Source organism: Phytomonospora sp. NPDC050363, assembly GCF_040655735.1.
In the GTDB taxonomy this organism is placed as follows: domain Bacteria; phylum Actinomycetota; class Actinomycetes; order Mycobacteriales; family Micromonosporaceae; genus Phytomonospora.
Map to the genome: position 1 here is coordinate 16771 of NZ_JBFAKK010000028.1, position 22951 is coordinate 39721.

The 22951-nt window shown below is 71.0% G+C and carries 26 protein-coding genes; 13 read left to right on the forward strand and 13 right to left on the reverse strand.

What is annotated here, in order from left to right; genetic code table 11:
• The first annotated feature begins 5 nt into the window (after positions 1–5).
• Positions 6–1256: a hypothetical protein gene (locus AB0I28_RS38600; protein ID WP_357501094.1), complete on the forward strand. Its 1251-nt coding sequence runs from the start codon at positions 6–8 to the stop codon at positions 1254–1256.
• Positions 1257–1373: 117 nt separating this feature from the next.
• Here AB0I28_RS38600 and AB0I28_RS38605 read toward each other — a convergent pair whose 3' ends face one another.
• Genes AB0I28_RS38605 through AB0I28_RS38615 form a run of 3 tightly spaced genes read right to left on the reverse strand, consistent with a single transcriptional unit; the run spans position 1374 to position 3868 of the window.
• Positions 1374–2768, reverse strand: a complete 1395-nt coding sequence (locus AB0I28_RS38605) for an endo-1,4-beta-xylanase (protein WP_357501095.1) — start codon at positions 2766–2768, stop codon at positions 1374–1376.
• Positions 2769–2798: 30 nt separating this feature from the next.
• Positions 2799–3521: a cupin gene (locus AB0I28_RS38610; RefSeq protein WP_357501096.1), complete on the reverse strand. Its 723-nt coding sequence runs from the start codon at positions 3519–3521 to the stop codon at positions 2799–2801.
• Positions 3521–3868, reverse strand: coding sequence for a metallopeptidase family protein (locus AB0I28_RS38615; RefSeq protein ID WP_357501128.1), 348 nt, complete (start codon positions 3866–3868; stop codon positions 3521–3523). Before AB0I28_RS38615 ends, AB0I28_RS38610 begins: the two co-directional genes overlap by 1 nt.
• A 61-nt stretch (positions 3869–3929) precedes the next feature.
• Here AB0I28_RS38615 and serS point away from each other — a divergent pair, with 61 nt between their 5' ends.
• Together serS and AB0I28_RS38625 are read left to right on the forward strand one after the other, a co-directional pair.
• On the forward strand, positions 3930–5189 hold the full coding sequence (gene serS / locus AB0I28_RS38620; RefSeq protein WP_357501097.1) for a serine--tRNA ligase: 1260 nt from the start codon (positions 3930–3932) through the stop codon (positions 5187–5189).
• Positions 5189–6010 (forward strand): HAD family hydrolase, encoded by an 822-nt coding sequence (locus AB0I28_RS38625; RefSeq protein ID WP_357501098.1) that lies wholly within the window; start codon positions 5189–5191, stop codon positions 6008–6010. Before serS ends, AB0I28_RS38625 begins: the two co-directional genes overlap by 1 nt.
• 724 nt (positions 6011–6734) lie before the next feature.
• Here the strand turns inward: AB0I28_RS38625 and AB0I28_RS38630 are convergent.
• Positions 6735–7427 carry a hypothetical protein gene (locus tag AB0I28_RS38630; RefSeq protein ID WP_357501099.1) on the reverse strand — a complete coding sequence of 231 codons (693 nt, stop codon included), beginning with the start codon at positions 7425–7427 and terminating at the stop codon, positions 6735–6737.
• 243 nt (positions 7428–7670) lie between these two features.
• Here AB0I28_RS38630 and AB0I28_RS38635 point away from each other — a divergent pair, with 243 nt between their 5' ends.
• A complete protein-coding gene (locus AB0I28_RS38635; RefSeq protein WP_357501100.1) occupies positions 7671–8495 on the forward strand; it encodes an HAD family hydrolase in 825 nt (274 codons plus the stop codon).
• Positions 8492–9307 carry an HAD family hydrolase gene (locus tag AB0I28_RS38640; protein ID WP_357501101.1) on the forward strand — a complete coding sequence of 272 codons (816 nt, stop codon included), beginning with the start codon at positions 8492–8494 and terminating at the stop codon, positions 9305–9307. Before AB0I28_RS38635 ends, AB0I28_RS38640 begins: the two co-directional genes overlap by 4 nt.
• 41 nt (positions 9308–9348) lie before the next feature.
• Here the strand turns inward: AB0I28_RS38640 and AB0I28_RS38645 are convergent, their stop codons facing one another.
• From AB0I28_RS38645 to AB0I28_RS38665, 5 genes are all read right to left on the reverse strand, one after another.
• Entirely contained in the window at positions 9349–10056 is a 708-nt protein-coding gene (locus tag AB0I28_RS38645; protein WP_357501102.1) for a hypothetical protein, read from the reverse strand.
• 34 nt (positions 10057–10090) lie between these two features.
• Entirely contained in the window at positions 10091–11029 is a 939-nt protein-coding gene (locus tag AB0I28_RS38650) for an alpha/beta hydrolase (RefSeq protein WP_357501103.1), read from the reverse strand.
• A 79-nt stretch (positions 11030–11108) separates the two neighbouring features.
• A complete protein-coding gene (locus tag AB0I28_RS38655) occupies positions 11109–11945 on the reverse strand; it encodes a DUF1028 domain-containing protein (protein ID WP_357501104.1) in 837 nt (278 codons plus the stop codon).
• A gap of 92 nt (positions 11946–12037) precedes the next feature.
• Positions 12038–12670: a bacterial proteasome activator family protein gene (locus tag AB0I28_RS38660; protein ID WP_357501105.1), complete on the reverse strand. Its 633-nt coding sequence runs from the start codon at positions 12668–12670 to the stop codon at positions 12038–12040.
• A 19-nt stretch (positions 12671–12689) separates the two neighbouring features.
• Positions 12690–13484 carry an enoyl-CoA hydratase-related protein gene (locus AB0I28_RS38665; protein ID WP_357501106.1) on the reverse strand — a complete coding sequence of 265 codons (795 nt, stop codon included), beginning with the start codon at positions 13482–13484 and terminating at the stop codon, positions 12690–12692.
• Between the two features lie 70 nt (positions 13485–13554).
• Here AB0I28_RS38665 and AB0I28_RS38670 point away from each other — a divergent pair, with 70 nt between their 5' ends.
• The 3 genes from AB0I28_RS38670 to AB0I28_RS38680 are packed head-to-tail and all read left to right on the forward strand — an operon-like array spanning position 13555 to position 15854.
• Positions 13555–14319 carry a MerR family transcriptional regulator gene (locus AB0I28_RS38670; protein ID WP_357501107.1) on the forward strand — a complete coding sequence of 255 codons (765 nt, stop codon included), beginning with the start codon at positions 13555–13557 and terminating at the stop codon, positions 14317–14319.
• Positions 14316–14897 (forward strand): GyrI-like domain-containing protein, encoded by a 582-nt coding sequence (locus AB0I28_RS38675; protein ID WP_357501108.1) that lies wholly within the window; start codon positions 14316–14318, stop codon positions 14895–14897. Before AB0I28_RS38670 ends, AB0I28_RS38675 begins: the two co-directional genes overlap by 4 nt.
• Before the next feature lie 36 nt (positions 14898–14933).
• Entirely contained in the window at positions 14934–15854 is a 921-nt protein-coding gene (locus AB0I28_RS38680; RefSeq protein ID WP_357501109.1) for an NADP-dependent oxidoreductase, read from the forward strand.
• A gap of 82 nt (positions 15855–15936) precedes the next feature.
• Here the strand turns inward: AB0I28_RS38680 and AB0I28_RS38685 are convergent, their stop codons facing one another.
• The 3 genes from AB0I28_RS38685 to AB0I28_RS38695 form a co-directional block, all read right to left on the reverse strand.
• The gene (locus AB0I28_RS38685; protein ID WP_357501110.1) at positions 15937–16821 is read right to left on the reverse strand and encodes a formylglycine-generating enzyme family protein; all 885 of its coding nucleotides are present in this window, start codon (positions 16819–16821) and stop codon (positions 15937–15939) included.
• Between the two features lie 116 nt (positions 16822–16937).
• Positions 16938–17906, reverse strand: a complete 969-nt coding sequence (gene galE / locus AB0I28_RS38690; RefSeq protein WP_357501111.1) for a UDP-glucose 4-epimerase GalE — start codon at positions 17904–17906, stop codon at positions 16938–16940.
• Positions 17906–18640, reverse strand: a complete 735-nt coding sequence (locus tag AB0I28_RS38695; RefSeq protein ID WP_357501112.1) for a CDP-alcohol phosphatidyltransferase family protein — start codon at positions 18638–18640, stop codon at positions 17906–17908. Before AB0I28_RS38695 ends, galE begins: the two co-directional genes overlap by 1 nt.
• A 166-nt stretch (positions 18641–18806) precedes the next feature.
• Here AB0I28_RS38695 and AB0I28_RS38700 point away from each other — a divergent pair, with 166 nt between their 5' ends.
• The 5 genes from AB0I28_RS38700 to AB0I28_RS38720 all read left to right on the forward strand — a co-directional run bounded on the left by AB0I28_RS38700 (position 18807) and on the right by AB0I28_RS38720 (position 22023).
• Positions 18807–19217 carry a CBS domain-containing protein gene (locus tag AB0I28_RS38700; RefSeq protein WP_357501113.1) on the forward strand — a complete coding sequence of 137 codons (411 nt, stop codon included), beginning with the start codon at positions 18807–18809 and terminating at the stop codon, positions 19215–19217.
• A 158-nt stretch (positions 19218–19375) separates the two neighbouring features.
• Positions 19376–20869 carry a glutamate--cysteine ligase gene (locus AB0I28_RS38705; RefSeq protein WP_357501114.1) on the forward strand — a complete coding sequence of 498 codons (1494 nt, stop codon included), beginning with the start codon at positions 19376–19378 and terminating at the stop codon, positions 20867–20869.
• Between the two features lie 66 nt (positions 20870–20935).
• Positions 20936–21361, forward strand: a complete 426-nt coding sequence (gene arfB / locus AB0I28_RS38710) for an alternative ribosome rescue aminoacyl-tRNA hydrolase ArfB (protein WP_357501115.1) — start codon at positions 20936–20938, stop codon at positions 21359–21361.
• An 81-nt stretch (positions 21362–21442) separates the two neighbouring features.
• The gene (locus AB0I28_RS38715; RefSeq protein WP_357501116.1) at positions 21443–21685 is read left to right on the forward strand and encodes a hypothetical protein; all 243 of its coding nucleotides are present in this window, start codon (positions 21443–21445) and stop codon (positions 21683–21685) included.
• Positions 21679–22023 carry a type II toxin-antitoxin system PemK/MazF family toxin gene (locus AB0I28_RS38720; protein WP_357501117.1) on the forward strand — a complete coding sequence of 115 codons (345 nt, stop codon included), beginning with the start codon at positions 21679–21681 and terminating at the stop codon, positions 22021–22023. The genes AB0I28_RS38715 and AB0I28_RS38720 overlap by 7 nt, the downstream gene beginning before the upstream one ends.
• On the opposite strand, the gene AB0I28_RS38725 is transcribed toward AB0I28_RS38720, so the two are convergent.
• A complete protein-coding gene (locus AB0I28_RS38725; RefSeq protein WP_357501118.1) occupies positions 22020–22934 on the reverse strand; it encodes a GNAT family N-acetyltransferase in 915 nt (304 codons plus the stop codon). The two genes, AB0I28_RS38720 and AB0I28_RS38725, sit on opposite strands and share 4 nt — an antisense overlap.
• Positions 22935–22951: the final 17 nt, after the last annotated feature.

The following is a 22951-nucleotide window of genomic DNA, read 5'->3' on the forward strand; positions in this document are numbered from 1 at the left end:
CTCGAATGGCCGAGCAGTGGTTCGAAGGCAACGGCTTGGATGAACTAGCAGCCATCATTGACGCTGACTACGCCCAAGTGCCCATCTGGCGTTCGCAAGCCGCCGCATACCGCAAGCTCACCGAGCTCGCCGAGTTGCATCATTCGAAGATCACCGGACATCTACAACGGGCGATGGATCATTGGTCGTCCCGTGCCACAAGTGTGGTGCGCTATGAGTCCTCCGGCATCGCCGAGTCCTTCCAGCGAGGCATGCTCACAGCCTCTGGCAACGCCCGGGCGCTGGACGCCATCGCCGATGCAATCGAAGCCGCCAAAACCGATCTGGACGAGATCCGCGCCGAGTGGGCGGCAATGAAGGCGGCCTACGAGAAAGATCCCCACGTTTTCGACAACTACGCCATCGACGGCGTCACCGGATTCCAAGCGGCCAAGGCATCGTACGACCAGGCTGCCAGGGATCGAATGCACACCATGTCGGTCGAGACCACCCAGGCGTGGCACACCGACATGCACGAGCCGGGCCCTTACACAGGCCCCACATATGGCAACGTCCCCCGCGTCCCCGTCACCCCCTCCGACGGCTCCGGGTCCGGCGGCGGTCGCGACATCACCTACCCCTTCACCTACACCCCGCCGCCCCCTACCCCGCCCCCGCCCGCCGCCGCGGGCGCGGACCCGCCCCTCCTCACGCCCACTCCCCGCCCGCCCGACGGCCCCCAGCTCGAGTTCCCCACCCCTGGCCCCGGCCCCGGCGTCATCACGGGGCCCGGGCCCGTCCCCACCCCGTCTCCCGTCGGGCCCGCGCCGCTCAGCCCCATGCACGGCACGCCTCCGCCGAACCCCGGCCTTTTCGGTGGGATGCGTCCGTCCGCCACGCCCGGCCTTCCCGTGCAGCGGCCGGGGGGCATGTCCCCCGCCCCCGCAGGCGGCCCTCGCACTTCACCCTCCGTGCTCGGCCAGCGGCCGACGCAGGCGGGCTTGACCCGGCCGGCGGCCGCCTCTGCGGCCAACGATCGCGGCGTGATCCGGAATCCGCGGCAGGCCGCGACGAACAACGCCGGCGGTGGGCAGCGCGGTCGCGCTCAGGACGAGGACCGGTACAGCCCCGCTCACCGGGATGGGCCGGAGACCGACGAACTCTTCGAGGGTCTGGCCCTCGACGCGGGGCCGGACGTGGTGCGACCGGAACCGCCGACGAAGGTGCGGCGGCGTGACGCCGGACCTGCTTTGCGGCGGGTTCCCCGGAAGAGCTGACGCGGTCGGCCGCACACACGAGCACGAACGGGCCCGGCGCCTTCGCGCCGGGCCCGTCCCCCGCATTCGTCGTGCGACTCACCAGTCGTGCGATCTACCGTCCGTCCTGCCCGGCCGTCATCCGACCGTGCAGCTCGTACCGTTCAACGTGAACGCGTTCGGCGCCGTGTTCACCCCTGTCCAGGTGCCGTTGAAGCCGATCTGCGTCGACTGTCCGGGCGCGATCGTGCCGTTGTACGCCACGTTCCGCACCGTCACGGTCGTCCCCGACTGCGTGTAGGTGCCGTTCCAGCCCTGGCTCACGCTCTGTCCACTGGGGAATGTCCACACCAGGCTCCACGCCGTGATCGACGCCGTTCCGGTGTTGGCGACCGTCACCGCGCCGGTGAACCCGCCTTGCCAGTCGTTCGTGCGGTACGTGACCTTGCAGGGGCCGGGATCGGGGTCGGGATCCGGGCCCGGGCCCGGCGTTCCGCCAAGAGCGGTCAGGGTGCTCTGGTAGGCGGGTTTCGCCTGGTAGTTGGCGTCGTAGATCAGCGCGGCGCCCTGTCCGGGGAAGACGTCGGGCACCCACGAGTACTTGTCGGTGAAGCCCCAGATGGTGATCCCGCGGCAGCGGCTCACCCCGAGGCAGGCGTTGACGACGGCGGCGTAGTCGGCGGCCTGCCGGGCGAGTTTCGTCGCGTCGGGAGGTGTCTGCATGCGGATGTCGAGTTCGGTGATCCGCACGTCGAGCCCGAGGTCGGCGAAGCGCTGGAGGTTGGCCCTCATGTCACCGGGGACGCCCCCGACGGTCAGGTGGGCCTGGAAGCCGATGCCGTCGATCGGAACGCCCTGGGCCTTCAGGTCGCGGATCATGTTGTAGTACATGGTGCTCTTGGCGTTGATGCCGTCGATGTTGTAGTCGTTGATGAACAGCTTCGCCGTCGGGCTCGCCGCCCGCGCGGCGCGGAAGGCCTCGGCGATGTAGCTCGCGCCGAGCTTCTGGTACCAGAAGGAGTCGCGGTAGGCGGCGTTGTCGCCGACGACCTCGTTCACCACGTCCCACGTGTCCACAGAGGACCCGAAGTGCTTGACGACGGTGTCGATGTGGGTGCGCATCACCGGCAGGAGTTCGGCCGCCGACAGGTTCTGCACCCATTGGGGTGTCTGCGAATGCCACACGAGCGTGTGGCCGTAGACGCGCTGCCCGTTCTGGGCGGCGAAATTGACCACGGCGTCGCCGCCGGACCAGTTGAAGGAGCCGCGGGACGGCTGGACCGTTTCCCACTTCATCGCGTTCTCGGCGGTCAGCGAGTTGAACTCGCGGGCGACGATCTCGCGATACGCGGTCTCGCCGGACAGGAGGCTGGGCTCGACGGCCGTGCCGATGACGATGTTCTTCTCCGCGGCGGCCGCGCGCAGAGTGCTCGCCGCCTGCGACGGGGAGCCGGTGAGGATGAGCCCGAACGTGGCCAGCAGGGCCACGATTCCCAGGCGCGCCAGTAAGAGTCTTGCGTCCTTTGTGTACACGGTGCTGCCTTTCCAAGGAGCGAAAAGCGGTTACCGCGCAGGTTGGGCACCTTCCACGTCGAAGGTCTGCAGGTGTCCGCACATTCCGTACCGGAGCGGTCCGGCGTGCGCCGGGGCCGCGTGCACGGAAGCTTGTGACAGGTGCGCGGGATCGGCTTCGGCCAGCGCGTCGAGGTGTTCACCAGTTCGGCGCGCTTCGGCCAGCGGCCTCTCCCGCCATAGATTCTGCCAGCCGGAGGCCTTGCCGCGCACCAGTTTCGCGGCGAGTTCGTGAAGTTCGGCCAAGGCGGCCGGTCCCTCGTCCTCGACGCGGGCGCGCCAGCCGAGGTATCCCTCGACGGCGAGGTCCCGGCGTCGGCGGACGAAGTCCTCGGCACCGGGGCCGGGCGGGATGGCGGTCGCGGCGGCGTACGCCTCGGGATCGGCGAGGATTTCGGGCGGGTAGGTCATGACGGCGTCGCCGGCTTCGGGGAGCCCGGCGTTGGACATGACGACGAGGATCTCCAGGCCGCCGTGGTTGACCAGGCGGTGCACGGTCCCCGGCGTGAACCACAGGATCCGTTCGCGCGTAAGGGAATGCGAGGCGAAACCGGTCGAGTCGAGCGTCTCGACGGCACCTTCGCCGCCGACCACGACATAGCCCTCGGCCGAGGCGGTGTGCAGATGCGGCGAACCGCCGGCCATTCCATCCACTGTGGACCAGTCATAGACGGTGACGCGCGAGACCGAGGTCCCGCCGGGGAACCACGACATCAGCCCCAGCCCCATTCGTGCAGGTGCGCGTCGTCGATGCCGAAGTGGTGGGCGATCTCGTGCACGACCGTCACCGCCACCTCCTCGACGACGTCCTCGTCGGTGTCGCAGATCCGCAGGATCGGGTTGCGGAAGATGCTGATCTTGTCGGGCAGCACCCCTCCGTAGTCCCACCCCCGGTCGGGCAGCGCGACGCCCTCGTAGAGCCCGAGCAGTTCGGGACCGTCGGACGGGGACTCGTCCTCGACGACGATCGCCACGTTGCGCATCATGCGCAGCAGCTGCTCGGGTATCTCGTCGAGGGCGTCGGCGACGAGTTCTTCGAAACGTTCGGCATCCATCTCCACGGCCACGCCGACAAGTTAACTCGCGTGCGGGCCGTTTCGGTCTGTCGTTACCCTGAACGGCATGATTGATCTGCGCATTCTCCGCGAGAACCCGGACCTCCTACGTGCCAGCCAGCGCACCCGCGGAGCGTCCGAGTCCGCGGTCGACACGCTGGTCAAGGCCGACGAGGACAACCGCGCCGCCCTGCACGCCTACGAGGTGCTGCGCGCCGAGCAGAAGACGCTCGGCAAGCAGGTCGCCAAGGCCAAGGGCGAGGAGAAGGCCGAGCTGCTGGCCCGCACGAAGGAGCTCGCGGTCCAGGTCAAGGCCGCCGACGCGCAGGTCACCGAGAGTGCCGAGGCGCTCAAGAAGGCCCAGCTCGACGTCCCGAACATCGTCGACGAGGGCGTCGTGCCCGGCGGTGAGGACGACTTCGTCGTTCTGCGCGAGGTCGGCGAGATCCCGGCCATCGAGAAGGTCCGCGACCACCTGGAGCTGGGCGAGCTGCTCGGCGCCATCGACATGGAGCGCGGCGCGAAGGTCTCGGGCTCGCGCTTCTCGTTCCTGACCGGTCCGGGCGCGCTGCTCCAGATCGCGCTGCTCCAGCTGGGGATCCAGCGGGCGGTCGCCAACGGCCTGACGCCGATGATCACGCCGGTGCTGGTGCGCCCGGAGTCGATGGAGGGCACCGGATTCCTGGGCGCGCACGCCGAGGAGGTCTACTACCTGGAGCGCGACGACCTGTACCTGGTCGGCACCTCGGAGGTCGCGCTGGCGGCGTTCCACAGTGACGAGATCCTCGACCTGACCGAGCCGAAGCGCTACGCGGGCTGGTCGAGCTGCTTCCGCCGCGAGGCCGGCAGCCACGGCAAAGACACCCGCGGCATCATCCGCGTGCACCAGTTCGACAAGGTCGAGATGTTCTCCTTCTGCAAGCCCGAGCAGGCGCGCGACGAGCACCTGCGGATGCTGGCGATGGAAGAGGAGATGATGGGCCTGCTCGGCCTGCCCTACCGGGTCATCGACACCGCGGCGGGCGACCTGGGCAGCTCGGCGGCCCGCAAGTTCGACATCGAGGCGTGGTTCCCCTCGCAGGAGCGCTACCGCGAGCTGACCTCGTCGTCGAACTGCACGACCTTCCAGGCCCGCCGCCTCAACGTCCGCTACCGCGACGAGGAGGGCCGCTCGCAGATCGCCGCGACCCTCAACGGCACGCTGGCGACCACGCGCTTCCTCGTGGCGATCCTGGAGAACAACCAGCAGGCCGACGGTTCGGTCATCGTGCCCGAGGCGCTGCGCCCGTGGGTCGGCAAGGACGTGCTGGAGCCGGTGGGTTCCTGATGCGCAGGCCGGGGCTCGTCGCGGTCGACATCGACGGGACCGTGCTTCGGCACGGTTCCGGTCACCAGGCGAGCCCGGCCGTCGTCGACGCCTTGCGGGCGGTCCGCGACGCGGGCGTGCCCGTGGTCGTGGCGACCGCACGTGCCGAGTGCGAGGCCCGCAAGGTCGTCGCCGGGCTGGGGCTGACCGATGGGCTGCACGTCTACTCGCACGGCGGCCTGGTCCACGACCTCGGCGCCGGGCGCGACGTGCACCGCTCCCACTTCGACGCCGGCGCGGCGGTGCGGGCGTTCCTCGACGTCGATCCGGCGGCGAGCTTCGTCGTCGAACACGACGAGGGCGGCTGGTCGACTTGCGAGAACTACGTGCGCGGCTTCCCGACCACCTGGCGGGAACGGCTGCCGCTGGACGCCCTGACCGCTTCGCGGACGATCCTCCTCGGCGTGAAGGTGACCTGCGACGGCACCTCTTACGGCCCCACCGACCACTGCCCCCACGGCGCCACCGCCGTGCAGGCCGCCGGTCTCGATGCCACCGTGTACCGCACCGATGTGGGGATCAAGGGCTGGATCGCGGTCCTGGCGGCGGGCACCTCGAAGGCCTCGGGGCTGGGGAGGGTGGCCGAGGAGTACGGGGTGGACCCGGCCGACGTCGTGGCCTTCGGCGACTCCAGCAACGACCTGCCGATGTTCGCTTGGGCGGGCCACGCGGTGGCGATGGGACAGGCTCTGGACGACGTGAAGGCGGCGGCCGACGAAGTCGCGCCGGCCGTCACAGAAGACGGCGTGGCGACGGTTCTTCGCCGGTGGTTCCCGAGGTAGAGGGCCCGACTGGGCAGGGCCCGGCCAGCCGGGCTGACGAAAGGGCTGGGCCCGGCCAGCCCGGCTGGCCGCCCGGGCGAACAGGCTGGGCAGAGCCCGGCCGACCGGGCCGGGCTGGCCGCCCCCCAACGGCCCGCAGCCCAGGCCGAGGACCGGGTCCAGGGACGGAGTTCCTGGTGGGGGTCTGGGGGCGAAGCCTCCCAGCGGGGTCTGGGGCGGTGCCCCAGCAGGGTCCGGGACGGAGTCCCGGCGGGGGTGCTGGGGGCGGAGCCACCCAGCCGGTCGAACGCGAGGAACAGGCCAGCCACCAAGCACCCAAGCTGCCGCGCTGGCCGACTCCTCGGCCGGCAGCTGGCCGGCGAGCTGCCGACCACCGCCGCCGAGCTACCGCTCGTGACCGGCATGGCCCTGGGTGTGGGCAGCGTTCTGTCCCACGCGGCTTCGGGAATCGCGCATTTTCCCTGTGCGCCCCAGGGGGCCCCACAGATCACGATACGGGCGAGGTGCGACATTTCGCCGCGCACGGAACGAGGCCCAGCAGGATCCGGGAAAGAGTCCAGCGAGGGAGAGCGCAGGGAAACGCGAAGGACGCGGGTCCAACGAAGCGCGCGGAGTGCGGAAGAGCCGGGGCACGGCAGCGCTGAGGCGGAGCCTCGGTCGAGTGCCGAGAACTCCGCCCGCATCAACTCACCTCGATCCAAACCCGCCCACCTCTACCCAACCCTCAAACCCGAGTACTGACGATCGCGTCGAGCGCCAGACTCACCCCCACGTCCGTCCCGTCACCCACGTCACCGTCGCCGCCACCAGTCCCCACGTCCCCCGACGGCCCCACGAGCCGCACCGGCCCCTCCACACCCAGCGTGAACTCCTCGATCGTCAGGCTCCCGATCGTCGCCGTCAGCCTCAGCGGCTCAGCCGACGTGAACACCACCGGCCCGCCGTCCGCTCCCCCGTCGCCCCACTCGGCGGGCGGGTGCTCCACCGTCACGACCAGGTCGACGCTGATCACGATCCTCCACACCGGCGGCAGGATCGACTCCTGCTCAATCTCCGCCCGCCCGTCCCCGACGATCGTCACCACGCCGAGCCCGTCCCCGACCCCGTCCCCGACCCCGGCCGCCCCGTCCACCACCGGCGCCGTCGTCATCTCCAGGCGGGTGGGATCGGTCCCCCCGAGGTCGACCTCGAACCGCTCCGCCGCCATCCGAAGATCCCCGGCCATGGGATCGGTCCGGTGCGCCCCCTCGGCACCGTCCTCCGTGCGGAACTCGCCCCCGTCGTTGGCGACCCGGTAGGGCGCCACGAGGATCCTTCCCCCGTCCCCGCCCCCTGCCGCCGCGACCCCCGCCACCCCGCCGACGATCCCCACCATCGCGGCCGTCGTCAGCACCGCCAGTTTCCCCACGATTCGCACGTCTCTACCCCCATGAACGTCGTGGCCCGCCACCGCGCACACCTCGACGCGCCGCCTGAGCCGCGCATGAACCTAGCGTGAGAACCCCTCACATCGCCGCCGTTCGACCCCCGCATGGCGCGTTCCCGCCGTCCGCACCGCCCCCAAGCCCCCCGCACCTTTCACCTTCGATCAGCCGAATTGTGCCCAACACAACTCCCCTTTGATCACAGCCGTTCACCCCCGCGTCGGTAATGTCGGATGATGATGCGCACCCCCAAACTCGTCGTCGTCGACCTCGACGGCACCGTCGTCGGCCACGACACGACCCACCTGCGCCCCAGCCCGGCCGTGGTGGACGCCCTGGCGGCCGTACGACGGGCGGGCGTCCCGGTGGCGGTCGCGACGGGCCGGGCGTTGTGGAGCACCCTGCGCACCATCGCCGACCTCGGCTTCACCGACGGCCTCCACGTCGCCTCGCACGGCGCGGTCGTCTACGACATCGCCACCAAGCGGGCGGTGCACCGGCAGCACATCGACCCGGCCGCGGCGATCACGGCCTACAGCACCGCCGACCCGGAGGTCACCTTCGCCGTCGAGTACGAGTCGCGGGGCTGGGTGACCACCGCCGACTTCAAGCGCGACTTCGAGTCGGTGTGGCTGCACACCCTCGAACTGGAGGCCCTGTCGGCGACGCGGACGGTGCGGCTCGTGGCGCGTGTACCGAGCCAGAACCCTTACGGCGTCGGGGAGGCGCGCTGCCCCCGCGCGCAGGCCGCGACCGACGGCGCCCGCCTCGACACGAGCATCTACCACGCCGAGGTCGGCTTCAACGGCTGGACCGACATCGGCCCGGCCGGCGCCACGAAGGCCTCGGGCCTCGACCGCGTCGCACAGGCCTACGGGGTCACCGCCGCCGAGACGGTCGTGTTCGGCGATTCGGCCAACGACCTGCCGATGTTCGCCTGGGCGGGGCATGCTGTGGCCATGGGACAGGCCGCCGACTCGATCAAGGCGGCGGCCGACGAGGTCGCCCCCTCCGTAGGCGAGGACGGCGTCGCCGCGGTGCTGCGGCGGTGGTTCCCATGACCCGCTCGGCACTCCCGAAACTCATCGCGACCGACCTCGACGGGACCTTGCTGGGCGCCGACCACGCGTCCTCGCCCCGCACGAAGCGCGCGATGGAGGCCGCCAAGGACCACGGGATCGCGATCGTCGGCATCACCGGCCGCGGCCCCCGGCTGCTCGACATCTGCCGGATGGAGGTCCCGCTCGCCGACTACCTCGTCCTCGCGCAGGGCTCCCACATCTACCGCCTCGGCGCCGAGAGCGCCGACCTTCGCCACGCCGCGCTCCTCCCGGGGCACCGCGTCGAGCGGGTCGTCGCCAAGCTGGAGGACGTGGTCGGGCCGCTGGAGTTGGTCGTGGAGAACGACGGCGGCCACGACTCGCCGCTGCTCGCCGACCCCGTCCCCACCGACTGGCCGTTCCCGGTCACCCTCACCCACGCCGACCGCGCCGCCTCGCTGACCGCGCCGGTCGTGAAGGCCTTCGTGCGCAGCCCGATCGTGCACATCGACGTGGTCCTCGACGCCGCCCGGCGGCTCGTCCCCGAGTCGTGGTGCATGCTCACCGAGGCCGGCATCGGCTACGTCGAGCTGTGCCCGCCCGGGCACGACAAGGGCACCGGCCTGGCCTTCGTGGCGCAGGACCTGGGCCTGTCCTCCGACGACGTGCTCGTCTTCGGCGACGCCCGCAACGACCTCCCGATGTTCGGCTGGGCCGGGAACTCGGTGGCGATGGCCAACGCGCACCCCGACGTCCTGGCCGCCGCGCGGGCCCGCACGCTGTCCAATGTGGAGGACGGCGTCGCGGCCTACATCGAGGCCCTGCTCGCCTGAGGCGCGAACGCTCGTTCCCGATCCAGCCCCTGGACCGGCCCCTAGACCACCGACTCGCGGTCCAGCCAGGACCGCAGCACCCCGCCCTGCTCGGCGAAGCGGCGGCCGAGCTCCTCGCGGGCCTCCTGCTGCCCGGTCCCCGACTGCACGCAGAAGTCGGCCTCGGCGACGGTCAGCAGCTTCGCGTTGACCAGCCGGATCGCCGACAGTGGACCGTCCGCACTCGATGGGATCTCGGCGTCGTCGAGGCCGAGGATCGCCACGACGTTGCCCTCGCCGTCGACGTACTTCTCCTCGTACGCGCCGGGAACGCCGATCCCGCCGAGCCCGATCGTCAGCGTCCCCCAGTGCGCCAGCTGGCGCCCGAACACGATGCCGTGCGAGGCGACCGTGTTCGACAGCGTCATCACCGTCCGCCCGAGCCAGTGCGCCGCCACGCCCATCGTGTCGTCGCCATCGAAGCGCTCGCCGATCCCGTACACCTCGACCTCGAACCCGTTGGAGGGCTCGGCGTCGTTCCAGGTCATGGGATCGGCCAGACCGTCGCTGGCGACCAGCAGCGCGTCGTCGCGACGCGAGATGACGTGCGCCTGGCGCAGCGCCGGCCAGCGCGGGCCGCCCATGAAGGACGGGTTGACCAGGTGGCCGATGACGTGCGGGTCCAGTGCTCCCCACGTGTTCCAGACACCGCTGGTGACCTCGTGGGTCGCCGGTCCGTACTGCTCGTAGATGTCGATCTCGTCACTCATCGCAGGCACGGTAGCAAGCGCCCGCACGCCTTCCTCAGTCGAAGCGCGCGTCCAGCCAGACGCCGATCTCCTTGAACAACCGGGCCCGCGCGGCCTCCCCCGACAGCGCGAGGTCGTGCATGCCGTCGGGTATCCGCACGACCGTGACGTCCTCGCCCAGCCGGACCGCGGCCTTGGCGATCGCGTCGGCGTCGAGGACGGCGTCGCCGGTCATCGCCTCGGGCGTCCAGCCCAGCCGCCGGTAGGTCGTGCCCGCCGAGGCCGCCAGCACCGGCACCTCGATGTGCAGCCCCCGCCGCAGGCGCGCCTGCGCCCGCACGACCGCGCGCAGCCAGCCCATCCGCACCGGCACGCCCGTCAGCGGCTTCCATTCGACGTTGAAGTCCCACTCGCCGTGCGCGCCGGCGTAGATGCTCTGCACGTTCGCCCCGCTCGACGGCAGCGGCACCACCGACAGCGGCGAGAAACGCCCCAGCGTGCGCGCGATGCCCGAGCCGAGGAAGCGCACCGACCGGGGCGCGTTGAGCGTCAGGAAGGGGCTGTTGAACACCAGCGCGTCGACCAGCCCGCGCCCCCGCGTGTCCTCGGCCCACAGCGCGACGGCGAGCGCGCCGGTCGAGTGGGCGTTGATGAGGAGTTTGCCGTGTGTGCGGTGGATGCGGGTGACGGCCTCGGTGAGTTCGGGGAAGTAGTCGCTGATCTCGCCGACGAGGTAGGGGGTGTGGCCGGGGCGGATGCTGCGGCCGCTCTTGCGCATGTCGAGGGCGTAGAAGGCGTAGCCGCGGTCGCGGTAGAAGTCGGCGACGTGGGGGTGGAAGAAGTAGTCGGAGAATCCGTGCACGTAGAGGACGGCCGGGCCGTCGGGCGGGTTGTCGCAGCGTTCGACGAGCGTGGCGACCACGTCCCCTTCGCGGTCGGTGCCGAGGGGGATCGTCTCGAAGCGGTAGGCGTCGCCGAGGTGATCTGTTTCCACCCGTCATTTCTACCGCTCGGTAGGGCTCTTCGGCGCCCGATCGGGCGTGCCGAGTGGCACATCCCTTGCGCGGGCGGGTTCAGGAGGCGCGCAGGTGGTCGAGGACGAGGGGGTCGACGCGGCCGGGGACGAGGCGTTCTTCGAGGTTCTCGACGCCGGCCCAGTCCGACAGCGCGCGGTCGAGTCCCTCGGGTGTGGCCGGGCCGTGGTGTCCGGCCTTGGCGAGGAGTTCGCGGACTTCGGCGGCGAGTTCGCCGTCGAGGTCGAGGAGGGTGTCGGGGTCCGGGGTGCCGAACAGGAGCCGGTGGATGCCGAGGAGGCGGCCGAGTTCGCCGACGGGGTCGGTGTGGTCGTCGACGCGCAGGTCGACGGCGACGTCGCTGGTGCCGCCGTAGCCGAGGCCTTTGCCGACGACGTGGACGGCGGCGCTCTGGCGGCCGCGGCGGTCGCCGCCGGCCTGGTCGCCGGCGTGGAGGGCGGCGAGGAGGCGTTCGGGGAAGGGCATGGCCTCGCCGTCGCGCCAGGCGGCGGCGATGGCGTCGACGACCTCGGGTCCGGTGAGGATGTTGCCCTGGGCGGCGAAGTCCTCGCCGGCGATCCCGCCGGCCCAGTCCATGCACTCCTCGCCGGTGAAGGTCGCGGCGGGCCCATGGGCGCCGACGACGCCGAGCTGGCGTTGCGCGCGGCCGGCGTCGGCGATGGTGAGGGCGGCGACGACGTCGGCGGGGGCGGTGCCGGTCTGGAGCATGGCGATGCCCTGGGGGCGGTAGGCGAGGTTGGCGAAGGCCTGCGTGGCCAGCGCGCCGACCTCGGCGCGCGCCTCGGCGACGACGGCGCCGGCGGCGAGGAACTTGCTGGCCACGGCGACGCCGTGCATGGTGCCGTCGGCCGAGCGGGCCACGATCGAGAAGGTCATGGGTGCGAGGTTAGGGTCTGCGCCCGGCGCTCGCCAAGGTGGTGAGGTCACCGAAAAGGGCCGGGCGCGCGCCCGGCCCTTCGTGGAGTCGTCTACAGGTACTGCCCGTGGCCGGGTTCGTCCTCGTCGTCGTCGCCCTTGCCGGCCGCCTGGAGGGCGGCCTGGAGGCCGGGGATCTGGCCGGCGCCGACGGGTCCGCCGGGCAGGGCGGGCATGGTGCGCCGCATCTGCTCCAGCTGCACGCGCGCGGCCATCTGCTGGGCGACGAGCGCGGCCTGGATGCCGTGGAAGAGTCCTTCGAGCCAGCCGACGAGCTGGGCCTGCGCGATGCGCAGTTCCGACTCGCTGGGCACCTCCTCGTCGAAGGGGAGGGACAGGCGCTCCAGTTCGTCGCGCAGCTCGGGCGCGAGGCCGTCTTCGAGTTCGGCGATGGACTTGCGGTGGATCTCCTTGAGGCGGCGGCGGCCGGCGTCGTCGAGCGGCGCGGCGCGGACCTCTTCGAGGAGCTGCTTGATCATGCTGCCGACGCGCATGACCTTCGCGGGCTGCTCGACGAGCTTGGCCGGGTCCTCGCGGTCGTCGGGGTCCTCCTCGTGGCCGCCGACCTCGACGGTGCCCACGGGCTGCCCGTCGGGTCCCACGACCACGACGGTGCGGGGCTTGTCCGCGTCGTCGCGCTTGTCGTCCCCGTTGCCGTCCTGGGCGGTTGCGTCAATGTCGGTCATGGCTACCAGTCTCTCCCTGTCAACGGAACCGGCCGAAATCAGGTCGGCGCTTCTCGTTGAACGCCGCCGCTCCCTCCGCGGCCTCGGCCGTGCGGCCGAAGACGTCCAGCCCGTCGAACGCCAGGTGGGACAGGCCGCCAAGATGGTCGGTGTCGGCGTTGAACGAGTGTTTGAGGAAGCGTAGCGCGGTCGGTGAGAGCGCATTGATCTTCGCGGCCCACTCCCGCGTCGTGTCGGCCAGCGCGTCGGCGGGGACCACCTCGTTCACCAAGCCCCAGTTCAGCGCGGTGCGCGCGTCGATGAGCTCGCACAGGAACCACAGCTGGCGCGCCCGCTTCTCGCCGATCACGCGGGCGAGGTAGGCCGAACCGAAACCGGCGTCGAAGCTGCCCACCCTCGGCCCGGACTGGCCGAACCGGGCGTGCTCGGCGGCCAGGGTGAGGTCGGCGAGGACGTGCAGGACGTGCCCGCCGCCGACGGCCACGCCGTTGACGGCGGCGATGACGGGCTTGGGCACGTCGCGGATGATCCGGTGCAGGCGCTCGATCTCGAAGGTGCCCCACTCGGTCTCGCCGTAGGAGCCGGTCTCGGCGCGCTCCTTGACGTCGCCGCCGGCGCAGAAGGCGCGCTCGCCGGCGCCGGTGATGACGATGACGCCGACGGACTTGTCGGCCCAGGCGTGTTTGAAGGCGCTGATCAGCTCATCGACGGTCCGGCCCCGAAAGGAGTTCATCCGCTCGGGTCGGTCGATGGTCACGGTGGCGGTGGCCTCGGCGACCTCGTAGCGGACGTCGGTGAATTCGTCTGTCTGCATGGTTGCCCACGATAGGGCTTTCGGGGCGTGAAGTGGACCCTTCCACGGTGGGAGGGTCCAGGCTGGTGGCATGCGCGACGAACTACTGACCATCGGCCGCTTCGCGCGGCTGTGCCGGCTGTCGGTGAAGCAGCTGCGGCACTACGACGAGCTGGGGCTGCTGACACCCGCGCACGTCGACCCGCACAGCGGCTACCGGAACTACTCGCGGGCGCAGGCGCGCGACGCGCTGACGATCGCGCTGCTGCGCGACGCCGACGTGCCGCTGCCGGCGATCGCCGAGATCGTGCGCTCGGCGGCCGCGGAGCGCTCGGCGCTGCTGCGGGCCGAGGGCGAGCGCCTGGCGGCGCGGATCGAGCGGGACCGGGAGCGGTTGCGGCTGCTGGAGCGGCTGGCGCTGGACGCGCCCTACGACGTGTCGCGGACGGTCGCACCGGCGTTGGCGCTGATGAGCGTCGAGGACGTGTGCGATCCCGACGGGATCGGCGAGGCGGCCGGTGCGCTGGTCGGGCGGCTGCTGTCGGCGGCTGAGGGGTGGCGTCCTCCGGTGGTCGGGTTGTTCCCGCTGGACGTGCGCGAGGGTATGCGCGTGGCGGTCGGCGTCGAGGCGCTGTCGCCGAATCTGCGTCTGCCCGAGACCGACGCGGTCACCACGCGGCATCACGGTCCGTACGCGGAGCTGCCGCTGGCGTATCACGCGCTGCTGTCGTGGATCGGCGACCGGGGGCTGGCCCCCAGGGCGCCGGTGCGCGAGTTGTACCTGGTCGCGCCCGGTGAGGCGGGGCCGGAGGAACTGATCACCGACATCGTCATCCCCGTGGAGGAACCGAAGTGAAGCTCGACCTGAAGCGCGCCAACCGGCCGCTGTACGACGCGAACCGCGAGCCGGCGCTGGTGGCGGCGCCGCCGTTGCCGTATCTGATGGCCGACGGGGTCGGCGACCCCGACGGTGAGACCTACCGCGCCGCCGTCGAGGGCCTCTACCGGACGTCCTATGCCGTGCGCGCGGCGCTCAAGTCCGGGGTGGAGTACTCGGTGATGCCGTTGCAGGGCCGCTGGCACGGGGAGGGTTTCGATCCGGACCGGTCGTCGTGGCGGTGGACGATGATGATCCTCCAGCCGCCGCAGGCCACGCCGGAGCTGGTGGCGGCGGCTCTCGGCACCGTCGGCGCGAAGCATCCGGGCACGTCGCCTCCGCGTTTCGAGGTCTTCGACGAGGGCGAGTGCGCGCAGGTGCTGCACATCGGGCCCTACGCCGACGAGGTGCCCACGCGTGACCGGCTGATGAAGTTCGTCGCCGAGCAGGGCCGGGTGCTGCGGGGGTCGCACCACGAGATCTACCTGTCGGATCCGCGGCGGGCGGCGCCGGAGAAGCTGAAGACGATCCTGCGGTATCCGGTGGCATCGGGCTAGCCGCAGCGGGACCGGGCCGCTGGTAAGACTGTGCACATGTCTCAGGCTCTGGTGTTCAGCGAGTACGGCGGTCCCGAGGTCCTGCGGGTCGTCGACGTCCCGGTCCCCGCGCCGGGCCCCGGTGAGGTGCGGGTCCGGGTGCGGGCGGCCGGTGCGCAGCCGTTCGACAACCTGTTTCGGGGTGGGGGTGCGCGGGAGTGGGCGCCGGCGAGCTTCGACCGGGGCGGCGGGCCGCAGCGGCTGGGGAACGAGGCCGCCGGTGTCGTCGACGCCGTCGGGGAGGGGGCCGGGCGTTTCGCGGTCGGCGACGAGGTGCTGGGCTGGTGCAACGGGGCCTTCGCCGAGTACGTGGCGGTGCCCGAGGGGCATCTGGCGCGCAAGCCCGCCGGGATGCCGTGGGCGGAGGCGGGGGCGCTGACCGCGTCGGGGCAGACCGCGCACACCGCGCTGAGCGACCTGGACGTGAAGCCCGGGGAGACGCTGCTGGTGCACGCGGCGGCCGGAGGCGTGGGGAGTTACGCGGTGCAGATCGCGGTGGCGTGGGGCGCGCGGGTCGTCGGGACGGCGAGCGCGCGCAACCACGAGTACCTGCGTTCGCTGGGGGCGACGCCGGTCGCCTACGGGCCGGGGCTGGCCGAGCGGGTCGGGGAGGTCGCCGAGCGCGTGGACGTGTCCTTCGACGCCGTGGCGACCGGCGAGTCGCTGCGGGTGGGGGCGGCGCTGGCGCCGGGGAGGGCGGGGACGGTCGCGTCGAACCCGCTTGCCGGAGAGCTGGGTGTGCGGCAGCTGGGGACGGTGCGGACGCCGGAGCGGCTGGAGGACCTCGTCGCGCTGTACGCGGCGGGGAAGCTGCGGGTGGAGGTCGCGGGGACGTTCCCGCTGACGCGGGCGGCCGAGGCGATGCGCGAGCTCGCCGCGGGGCACGTGCGGGGGAAGGTGGTGCTGACGCCGGGCTAGGCCCGGTACCCCTCAGTGCAGGCGTGACAAGACGTCGGGGACCCGGCACCGGAGGAGGTGCCGCAGCCCGATCCCATGCCTCTCAGGAGGTTTCGTCGGCCTCCGACCAAGAAGTTCTGAATCCGGTGTTCCCGCTCGACGAGTCGGGCGTGTTCTGCGTTCTCGCCGCGACCCGGTAGCGGTTGCAGTAGGAGTCGTGACACAGGTACGACCCGCCGCGCACCACTCGCGCGTCTCCCGTGCCGGGCCCGCGCGGGTCCGTGCGCGTCTCGGGCCGTGCCTCGGCGTGCCAGTCGGTGCTCCAGCGGTCGGCGCACCATTCCCAGACGTTCCCGGAGGTCTGGTGCAGGCCGTACCCGTTGGGCGGGTAGGTCTTCACGGGGGCGGTGCCGACGTGGCCGTCCTCGGCGGTGTTGACGCGCGGGAAGCGGCCCTGCCAGATGTTGGCGCGGTGGCGGCCTTTAGGGGTGAGCTCGTCGCCCCAGGGGTAGCGCGCGCGGACGAGTCCGCCTCGCGCGGCGGCCTCCCACTGCGCCTCGGTCGGCAGCCGTTTGCCGGCCCAGGCGGCGTATGCGGCGGCGTCGAACCAGGACACCTGCGTGACGGGGTGGTTCTGGAGGCGTTCGACGCCGGAGCTCGGCCCGGCGGGGCGCCGCCAGTCGGCGTCGCGGACGGCGAGCCACCAGGGCGTGCCGGGGATCTCGGCGTCGACGACGGCCGCGCGGTCCTTCGGGTCGAGGAGCAGGTGGAAGACGTAGGACCAGCCCTCGCGTTCGGCGGTGGTCACGTATCCGGTGGCCTTGACGAAGGTCGCGAACTTGGCGACGGTGACGGCGACCGGGTCGATCCGATACGCCGACAGCTCCACCTCGCGCACGGGCCCCTCCCCGTCGCCGGGGTTGGCGTCGGGGTCGTCGCCGCCCAGCGAGTAGGTCCCGGCGGGGACGGCGACCATGCCCTTGAGCACCGACGCGCGATCCCGCCGCGGTGGCGTGAAGCCGAGCGCGACGACGTCGGCGGCGACCGGCGCCGCCGACGGCGAGGCCGGGGCGCAGCAGGGCGCCCCGGCGGGGTCCTCGCCGTTCAGCGCGCCGCCCGCCAGGCCGTCCAGGCGTCGGCGACCATCTCGGTCAGGTTCCGGCTGGCGCGCCAGTCCAGGTCGCGCTCGATCTTGCCGACACCGGCCACCGACCGCGCGGGGTCGCCGGGACGGCGCGGGACCACTTCGGCCGGCACCTCCAGCCCGGTGACGGTGCGGACGGCGTCGAGCACCTCCAGCACCGAGGAGCCCTTCCCGGTGCCGACGTTGTACACCTCGCCGACCGTTCCCGGGTCGCGCCCGATCAGGTGGTCGACGGCGACGACGTGCGCGTCGGCCAGGTCGGCGATGTGGATGTAGTCGCGCACGCCCGAGCCGTCGGGCGTCTCGTAGTCCGCGCCGGTGACGCTGACCGTGCGGCCCTCGTCGATGCAGCGGAACACGATCGGCACGAGGTTGCCGACCGACGTGTCGCCCAGCGCGGGCTCGTCGGCGCCGACCACGTTGAAGTAGCGCAGCGCGATCCAGGAGAACCCGTGGCTCTTCCCGGCGAAGCGCAGCATGCGCTCGCCGATCAGCTTCGTCTCCCCGTAGACCGAGATCGGGTCGACGACCAGGTCCTCGACCAGCGGCTGCTCGGGCGCCAGCCCGTACAGGGCCGCCGTCGAGGAGAACACGATCCGGCCGACACCGGCCTCGGTCATCGCGCCGACGATCGCGGCGAGCCCGCCGACGTTCTGCTCGTAGTAGAAGACCGGCCGCTCCATCGAGAGAGGCACCGACTTCTGCGCGGCGAAGTGCAGGACCCCGCTGACCTGGTACTTGGCGAAGGCCTCGGCGAGCGCGGCTTTGTCGGTGACGTCGCCTTCGACGAGCGGCACTCCGTCGGGTACCCGACGCGCGTCGCCGGTCGAAAGATTGTCGTAGACGACGACGGGCGTGCCCGCGGCGTGCAGCCGTTTGACGGCGTGCGCTCCGATGTAGCCCGCTCCGCCGGTGACAAGCCAGGTCATCAGCCCTCCTGGGTCTGGGGAGGCTTCAGACTATCCAGGGCGGTCTTGGCGATGAGCGCGGCCAGGAAGCCGCCGTTGACGAAGGCGAACAGGGCCAGGACCCAGATCGTCCACTGCGGGGCGAAGGCGATGACCACAGGGATGAAAACGACGATCGCCCCGTAGTCGCGGATCAGCTTGACCACGCCCACGATGACCGATTCGCTGGCGATGAGGCTGTCGCCGTCGCCGCCCTTGCCCATGACGGAGGTGACGAGGTTGGTCATCCAAAGGCCGGCGAAGGCGGCGACGAGCCAGGTCGGCGTCTCGGGGACGTAGGCGACGGCCACCGACGCGGTCGCGGCGGTCACGGCGGTCTGCTGAGCGATATCGGCGAGGATGTCAACTTTCGCACCGGCCGGGGAGGAGCGGCCGGTGACGCGGGCGAGCTGGCCGTCGGCGCAGTCGAGGGAGTAGGCGAACTGCCACACCACCAGCGCCAGGAGCCCCATCAGCACCGGCGACACGCGTCCGTCGGCCATGGCGGGGGCGGTGGCGACGAGCAGCGCGGACACGGCCAGGCCGAGGACCAGGTTGATGAGGGTGACCATCGTGGGGGCGAGGCCCAGGCGGTGGGCGGCGAGCGCGCAATAGGCGCCTATTCGCTGGTTGACGATCTGGGTGAACAGGCCGCCGCGACGGTTCACGGCCAGGAAGTCGGCTGCTCGCGGTTTGAGGACGGGGTCGCTGGGCATGCTCGTTAGTGCTCCTTAGGACCTGGGGAACCGCGTGAGGGCGCACACAGCGTACTCAAGATGACATATTCGCCGAATGTGCCGGTCAAGACCTTGAGGCGAGCGACGATTTGGGCGAGTATGACCGTACGTACGCAGGTCAGGACGGCGGCGAGAGGTGACTTCCATGCAGGTACGCAACGCGATGAGCACGCAGGTCCTGTCGATCGGGCCGGATCACACACTCCGGCAGGCGGCGGCGCTGATGGCGCAACGGAGGGTCGGCGCGGCGGTGGTCGTGGACCCCGACTCCTCGGGGATCGGGATCCTCACCGAGCGCGACATCCTCAACGCGATCGGCGCGGGGCTCGACCCCGACGTCGAGCGCACGGGCTCCCATCTGACCAGTGACCTGGTGTTCGCCCCGCCGACGTGGACGCTGCACGAGGCGGCCGCGGCGATGGTCCGGGGCGGGTTTCGCCACCTGATCGTCATCGACGGCCATGAGCCGTCGGGGGTGATCTCGGTGCGCGACATCGTGCGCGTCTGGTCGCAGGCGGTCCAGCCGCAGGACAGCGTGACGACACCCATGCACTGAGCACGCATACCGAGCCGTGTATAGCCATCCGTCGATTAGTTGACAGCTGAGGGAAAGGCCTTCCCCGGATGGTGTCGGTCCGCCTAGCGTGCGGTAGCCATGATGTAACAACCGTTCGACCGGTTGTTTCCGATGGCGCCGGACGCTGGGGAGGGCAGATGGGCGACCAGGTACGTCAGCGCACGTACACACACGCGGATCTTCGCCGATACCGAGGCAAGTTGCGGCGATGTCTGTCCACATTGGGGCTGATGCTCGACAGTGGCCGCTTCGACTCCGACGAGATGTTAACCGGGGTCGAGCTGGAGATAAATCTGATAGACGACGCCGCACGCGCCTCGTTGAAGAACGCCGAGGTCCTGGCCTACCTGGCCGAGTCGGACGCCTACAACGAGGTCTCGGTCCAGCCCGAACTGGGCCAGTACAACCTGGAGCTCAACATGTCGCCGAGACTGCTCGGCGGGGGCGGTTTCGCCTCCTACGAGCAGGATCTGCGGCACATGCTCCACGAGGTCGACGAACGCGCCCGCAAGACCGGTTCGACCCTCGTCCTCGTCGGGACGCTGCCCACCCTGCGGCACGCCGACGCCACCGAGGACAGCCTGTCGGTGAACCTGCGCTACCGCATGCTCAACGACTCGATCATCAGCGCGCGCGGCGACGACATCGAGATCGACATCCGCGGCACCGAACGGCTCCGCGTCTACACCGACTCGATCGCACCGGAGGCCGCCAACACCAGCGTCCAGTTCCACGTGCAGGTCAGTCCGGAGAACTTCGCGGCCTACTACAACGCCGCGCAGGTCCTCGCCGGCGCGCAGCTGGTCGTCGGGGCCAACGCGCCGTACCTGTTCGACACTCACCTGTGGGCCGAGACGAGGATCGCGCTGTTCGAGCAGGCCACCGACACCCGCAGCCGCGAGCTGAAGGCCCAGGGGGTGAGGCCGAGGGTGTGGTTCGGTGAGCGCTGGGCCCGTTCGGTACTCGACCTCTTCGAGGAGAACTCGCGCTACTTCCCGCCGCTGCTGCCCGAGTCGCACACCGAGGACCCTTTCGAGGTGTGGCGTTCGGGCGGGGTCCCGAAACTGCCGGAACTGCGGCTGCACAACGGGACCGTGTACCGCTGGAACCGCCCGGTCTACGACGTCGGCCCCAACGGCCGCCCGCACCTGCGGGTCGAGAACCGCGTGCTGCCGGCCGGGCCCACCGTCGTCGACGTGCTGGCCAACATGGCCTTCTACATGGGCGCGGTGCGGATGCTGGCCGAAAGCGACCACCCCGTGTGGACGCGGATGCCCTTCGGCGTGGCCGAGCAGAACCTCCAGGCCGCCGCCCGGCACGGGATCGACGCCCGCCAGTGGTGGCCGGGAATCGGTGAGGTCGACGGTGTCCGGCTCGTCGACGAGGTGCTGCTGCCGCTGGCCTACGAGGGCCTCGACCGCTTCGGCGTCGACCCGGCCGAACGCGACCGGCTGCTGGGGATCATCGAGGCACGCTGCCGTACCCGGATGAACGGTTCGGCCTGGCAGATCGCGACGGTGAGGCGCCATGAGGAGACCAGGGGCCGCACGGAGGCTCTGCGGGAGATGCTGAAGGAGTACGTGCGCAACGCCTCGACCTTCTCGCCCGTGCACGAGTGGGACGTGCGGTAAAGGACCTGACCGCACGGCGCGGGCTTCGTAGGATGGACTCGACACCCACTCGACAGGAGCCCCGCCGTGCCAGGACCGTTGCAGGTCAACGACTCGGTCCTGATCCCCGAGGCCGAGCTGAGCTGGCGCTTCTCCCGCTCCTCCGGCCCCGGCGGGCAGGGCGTGAACACCACCGACAGCAGGGTCGAACTGAGCTTCGACCTGGCCGCGACCACCTCGCTGAGCGACTTCCTGAAGGCCCGGGCGCTGGAACGGCTGGCCACGCGCCTCGTCGACGGCGTGGTCACCGTCGCCGCCTCCGAGCACCGCGCGCAGCTTCGCAACCGCGAGGCCGCGCTGGCGCGCATGGCGCAGCTCCTGCGGGAGGCCATCGCGGCGCCGCCGCCCAAACGCCGGCCGACGAAGCCGGGACGCCGGGCGGTCGAGCGGCGCATCGCGGCGAAGAAGAGGCGCTCGGACGTGAAGAAGACGCGGCGGAACCGGGACGACTGAGTTCGGGTTCACCTCGGCGAATGACGTTCAGTACCCGTCTCATATACTAACTACGTGTCTACACTGACGTATACTCGCCCTATGGCCACCGTGATGATCCGCGTCGACAAATCGGTCCGCAACGCCGCCGCCGCGCTCGCCGCCGCGAGTGGCACGACGATCGCGGACGTCGTCGCGCGCGCGGTGAAAGAGGCGGAGCACCAAGCGTTCTGGGACGCTCAGAACGCCGCGCTGAACCGCCTCACACCCGAAGAGATGGCCGACTACCACGCCGAGAACGAGGAATGGAACGCCACGCTCAAAGACGGACTCGACGAGTGGTGAACGTTCCCCGCATCGGTGAGATCTACTGGGTCGATCTCGGCGAACCGGTGGGGCATGAGCAGGGCTTCCACCGCCCCGGCGTGATCGTCAGCCGTCATTCGTTCAACGCCACCCGCAGCGCCCTCGCGGTAGTCATGCCGGTCACCACCCGCGATCGTGGCATTCCAAGCCACCGCCCGCTCGACCACACGGCATGCGGGCTGGATCGGCCGAGCTGGGTACGAACGGAGAACTTCCGCGCGATCTCCCACCTTCGCCTCGGCGGCTTCATCGGCCAGGTCAGCCCAGCCGAACTCGCCGACCTCCACAGGATGCTCGGCATCCACCTCAAGATCTAGTCCCCCGCCGCCGCCCTCTTCACCGCCCGCTGCTCGGCGAAGGCCACATACCCCAGTTTCGTGTTCACCGCGAGCATCGGCGCGTTCTCGGCGTCGTTGATGGTGAACGCCTCGGTCACGCCCGCCTCCCGCGCGGCGTGCAGGCTGTGCGACTTCACCAGCATCGCCAGTCCTCGCCCCCGGTAGCCGGGGTGCGTGCCGGTGAAGTTGGAGTACACCCGCCCGTCGACGCGGTACAGGTAGGCCAGCGCGGCGACCGTCTTCCCGTCGAGCGCGACGACACTGGTCGCCGTCGACATGCGCGGGTCGGCGAGGATCTCACCGTGCCAGCGCTCGTAGGTCGGCGGCACCATGGGCGTGTTGCTCGGGATGTCGACCAGCGCGGCGACATCGGTCTCGTACAGCGCCCGCCAGTCGTCCACTTCGGACAGCGTGCGGATCTCGATGCCCTCGGGAACTGCGGCGGGGGCGGGGATCGCGTCGAGGGAGGCGCGCGAGATGCGGCCGGTCCGGCCGGCGGCGAAGCCCCGCTTCACGGCGAAGCCGAGACCGTCGGCGTCGACGGAATGGGAGGACAGCGTCGACCCGCCGATCGCCGCGTGGTGCCCCTCGATGCGCTCCAGCAGCGCCGAACCGATCCCCCGCCGCCGGTACTCCGGCAGCACCGAGATCAGCCCGCCGACGGCACCCTCGCGCGAGGAGAACCGGCTCAGGCTTGCCACGGCGACACCGACGACGCGACCGTCGAGCTCGGCGACCACCTGGAGCGGACTGTCGCCTTCGTTCACTTTCGCGTAGTGCGCCAGGGATTCGGCGCTGATGAGCAGGAACGGCGCGACGACCGACTGCACGTCGGCCATTCCCGGATAGTCGGCCGGCGTGGCCGGGCGAACGAGGGGGTGATCAGGCATGATCGCAACACTGCCAC

Coding starts and splice junctions, on each gene's coding strand:
- AB0I28_RS38680 (WP_357501109.1), top strand. CDS start 14,934: ATGTCTCAGGCTCTGGTGTTCAGCGAGTACGGCGGTCCCGAGGTCCTG.
- AB0I28_RS38600 (WP_357501094.1), top strand. CDS start 6: ATGGCCGAGCAGTGGTTCGAAGGCAACGGCTTGGATGAACTAGCAGCC.
- AB0I28_RS38655 (WP_357501104.1), bottom strand. CDS start 11,945: ATGACCTTCTCGATCGTGGCCCGCTCGGCCGACGGCACCATGCACGGC.
- galE (WP_357501111.1), bottom strand. CDS start 17,906: ATGACCTGGCTTGTCACCGGCGGAGCGGGCTACATCGGAGCGCACGCC.
- AB0I28_RS38725 (WP_357501118.1), bottom strand. CDS start 22,934: ATGCCTGATCACCCCCTCGTTCGCCCGGCCACGCCGGCCGACTATCCG.
- AB0I28_RS38640 (WP_357501101.1), top strand. CDS start 8,492: ATGACCCGCTCGGCACTCCCGAAACTCATCGCGACCGACCTCGACGGG.
- serS (WP_357501097.1), top strand. CDS start 3,930: ATGATTGATCTGCGCATTCTCCGCGAGAACCCGGACCTCCTACGTGCC.
- AB0I28_RS38660 (WP_357501105.1), bottom strand. CDS start 12,670: ATGACCGACATTGACGCAACCGCCCAGGACGGCAACGGGGACGACAAG.
- AB0I28_RS38610 (WP_357501096.1), bottom strand. CDS start 3,521: ATGTCGTGGTTCCCCGGCGGGACCTCGGTCTCGCGCGTCACCGTCTAT.
- AB0I28_RS38695 (WP_357501112.1), bottom strand. CDS start 18,640: ATGCCCAGCGACCCCGTCCTCAAACCGCGAGCAGCCGACTTCCTGGCC.
- AB0I28_RS38635 (WP_357501100.1), top strand. CDS start 7,671: ATGATGCGCACCCCCAAACTCGTCGTCGTCGACCTCGACGGCACCGTC.
- AB0I28_RS38625 (WP_357501098.1), top strand. CDS start 5,189: ATGCGCAGGCCGGGGCTCGTCGCGGTCGACATCGACGGGACCGTGCTT.
- AB0I28_RS38665 (WP_357501106.1), bottom strand. CDS start 13,484: ATGCAGACAGACGAATTCACCGACGTCCGCTACGAGGTCGCCGAGGCC.
- AB0I28_RS38700 (WP_357501113.1), top strand. CDS start 18,807: ATGCAGGTACGCAACGCGATGAGCACGCAGGTCCTGTCGATCGGGCCG.
- AB0I28_RS38645 (WP_357501102.1), bottom strand. CDS start 10,056: ATGAGTGACGAGATCGACATCTACGAGCAGTACGGACCGGCGACCCAC.
- AB0I28_RS38670 (WP_357501107.1), top strand. CDS start 13,555: ATGCGCGACGAACTACTGACCATCGGCCGCTTCGCGCGGCTGTGCCGG.
- AB0I28_RS38715 (WP_357501116.1), top strand. CDS start 21,443: ATGGCCACCGTGATGATCCGCGTCGACAAATCGGTCCGCAACGCCGCC.
- AB0I28_RS38705 (WP_357501114.1), top strand. CDS start 19,376: ATGGGCGACCAGGTACGTCAGCGCACGTACACACACGCGGATCTTCGC.